Origin of the sequence: Actinotalea ferrariae CF5-4 (assembly GCF_000603945.1) — a bacterium.
Taxonomy (GTDB): domain Bacteria; phylum Actinomycetota; class Actinomycetes; order Actinomycetales; family Cellulomonadaceae; genus Actinotalea; species Actinotalea ferrariae.
The window spans coordinates 1-2,359 of record NZ_AXCW01000389.1 but is presented as its reverse complement, the minus strand read 5'-3'; the positions used below and the strand labels follow the sequence as shown (position 1 = coordinate 2,359).

Below are 2,359 nucleotides of genomic sequence, written 5' to 3'. Positions count from 1 at the left end.
GACGACGTCGGCGCCCGCGCCCGGAGCGGCCGCCCCGGCCACCCGCGCGGGGAGCGCCGCCACGAGCGCCCCCGACAGTGCCGTCGTGGCGGTGGCCGCGGCGAGCGCTCGGGCCACCTCCCTCACCGATGCGCGTTCCATGGCTCCCCCTGCTCCGCCGGAGACCGGCTTTGATGCCGTTTGATGTCGTTTGATGTGAGCAGACCTTCCTCGATACGGGGGGACCTGTCAACCGGGTGTGGGTGGCCGAGCCGCCCCGGCAGCCTGCGCTAGCGTGCGCGGCGTGCGATGGGACGCGCTGTTCGCGGACATGGAGCTGCAGGTGGAGGCCATGGACGCCGACGCGCGCGCCGCGGAGGTGGCCGAGCTGACGCGTGCCGAGCGGTCGGCGGTCCACCTGACGGACCGGCTCCGGGCGGGCCTCGCCGGGCCTGTCGAGGTGGTCGTCCGGACGGGGGCGCGGGTCACCGGCGAGATGGTGGACGTCGCCGCGTCGTGGCTGCTCCTCCAGGACGGTGCCCGGGAGCACCTCGTGCCCACGGCGGCCCTGGTGACCGTCCGCGGCGCTCCCCTCGGCGTCGCGCCGGGTCAGGGGTCCCCGCTGCGCCGGCTGGGCCTGGGTCACGCCCTGCGCGCGCTGGCCCGGGACCGGTGCGTCGTGCGTCTCGAGACGCTCGGCGGCCCGGTCGTCGGGCGCCTCGACGCCGTCGGGGCGGACCACGTCGACGTCGGCCTGGTCGACGTCGCCGACCACCGGCCGAGCGGCGTCCGGGACACCGTGCTGCTCTCCGCCGTCGGGGTCGTCAGCCGCCTCTGAGCGGCGTCCGGTCCGTCAGCGCGGGGCGCCGCCGGCCGCGTCGTGAGCGGCCTCGAGGTCCCCGGTGGTGATGCGGGCCCGCGTCTGCTCGTACATCCGCTGGATGTAGCCCTCGAGCTCCGTGGCCTCGACCCGCCACACCCCGCGCCCACCGACCTGCAGCGCGGGGAGCTCACCGCTGCGGACGAGCGAGTACGCCTGGGCCGCGGAGATGTTCAGGACCTCCTGCACGTCCGCGAGCGTGAGGAACCGAGGGGGCATGGCAGCAGTCTGGCACGGGCGCCGACGGCCTCCGGCGTCCTCCACAGCCCCGGGCGGTGCCCGCACGCCGGGTGCGGGCACGGCATGATGCTGCCCGGCCCACCGGCTGCGTCCGGTGCGCCGCAGGGGACCGCAGGACCGGGCTAGGGGGGCTCATGAGCACGACCGTGGGGCAGCGCAGGAGCGGCGTGGCCGGCCAGGACGGCGGCCTCGCGCGGGCCGAGGACGCCGGGCCGCTGCCGGCGCCGAGGGCGGCCAGGCTGCGACGACCCGGCTGGCGGGACCCGCGTCTCCTGCTGGGGACGGCTCTGGTGGGCGTCTCGGTGCTGCTCGGCTCGTGGGCCGTCACGACGGCCGGCCGGACGGTCCCGGTCCTGGCGGCGGGAGCCGCCCTGGTCCCCGGTGACCAGATCCGTCCGGAGGACGTCCGCGTGCAGGAGGTGCGCCTGCCGGAGGGGGGCGCCGAGTACCTGCTCGCGGGGGCGGACCTGGAGGGCCTGGTGGTGACCCGCGTGGTGCGGGAGGGGGAGCTGGTCCCGGCGTCGGCCGTCGCGACCGCACCGGACCTGGGCGCCCGCGCCGTCGCGGTCACCACCGGCGCCCCGGTGTCGGCCGCCGTCGTGGAGGGGTCGCTGGTCGACGTCTGGTTCGTGCCCGAGCAGTCGGACCGCGCCGACGACGACGGGGGACCGCTGCCACGGCAGCTCGCGGCCGCGCTCGTGGTCGCGGAGGTGGAGACCGGTTCCTCGGCGTTCTCGGTGACCGCGGGCACGACCGTCCACGTGCTCGTGCCGACGACGGACCTCCCCACCGTGCTCGCCGCCGTCCGCGGGCCCGGGGTCGTCGACCTCGTGCCGGTGCCCGGCGGGACGTCGTGAGCGCCGGGGTCCTGTGCGCGCTGCGCGGCGAGCTCGAGAGCACGGTGGTCCGGCTGCTCGACGGGGCGCCGGGCCTCGAGGTCACCCGCCGGTGCGCCGACCTCACCGAGCTCCTCGCCGCCGGCGCCGCGGGCCTCGGCGCGGTCGCCGTCGTCGCGTCGTCGCTGCCCGGTCTGGACCGGGAGGCCGTCCGTCACCTGCAGGGCTCGGGGGTCCACGTCGTCCTCCTCGACGCGGGCGCGCTGCCGGGTGAGCCGGAGGCGCCGGCCCTCGGCGCGGACCTCGTCGTGGGGGTCGCGGACGTCGCCGACCTCCTCGCCCCGGTGCGCGGGCTCCTGGCCGAGAGCGAGCGCACCGGCCGGCGGCCCGGTACGGCACCGCGCGACGCGAGCGGGGACGTGCG

General features: G+C 77.8%; 3 protein-coding genes and 1 pseudogene. 3 read left to right on the top strand and 1 reads right to left on the bottom strand.

Going from position 1 to position 2,359, the window contains the following annotated elements; translation table 11 throughout:
• Nucleotides 1–274: 274 nt before the first annotated feature.
• Nucleotides 275–817, top strand: coding sequence for a hypothetical protein (locus N866_RS18090; RefSeq protein WP_245612660.1), 543 nt, complete (start codon nucleotides 275–277; stop codon nucleotides 815–817).
• Between the two features lie 15 nt (nucleotides 818–832).
• Here N866_RS18090 and N866_RS18085 read toward each other — a convergent pair whose 3' ends face one another.
• A complete protein-coding gene (locus N866_RS18085) occupies nucleotides 833–1,078 on the bottom strand; it encodes a helix-turn-helix domain-containing protein (RefSeq protein ID WP_034229310.1) in 246 nt (81 codons plus the stop codon).
• Between the two features lie 155 nt (nucleotides 1,079–1,233).
• On the opposite strand from N866_RS18085, the gene N866_RS18080 reads away from it, so the two are divergent.
• Together N866_RS18080 and N866_RS18075 are read left to right on the top strand one after the other, a co-directional pair.
• Nucleotides 1,234–1,956, top strand: a complete 723-nt coding sequence (locus tag N866_RS18080; protein ID WP_155855475.1) for an SAF domain-containing protein — start codon at nucleotides 1,234–1,236, stop codon at nucleotides 1,954–1,956.
• A pseudogene (locus N866_RS18075) lies at nucleotides 1,953–2,359 on the top strand (hypothetical protein); the annotation flags it as partial. The gene N866_RS18080 and the pseudogene N866_RS18075, both read left to right, overlap by 4 nt.

Excerpts from the sequence above, each read along its gene's own strand:
- N866_RS18085 (WP_034229310.1), bottom strand. The coding sequence starts at position 1,078 with ATGCCCCCTCGGTTCCTCACGCTCGCGGACGTGCAGGAGGTCCTGAAC.
- N866_RS18080 (WP_155855475.1), top strand. The coding sequence starts at position 1,234 with ATGAGCACGACCGTGGGGCAGCGCAGGAGCGGCGTGGCCGGCCAGGAC.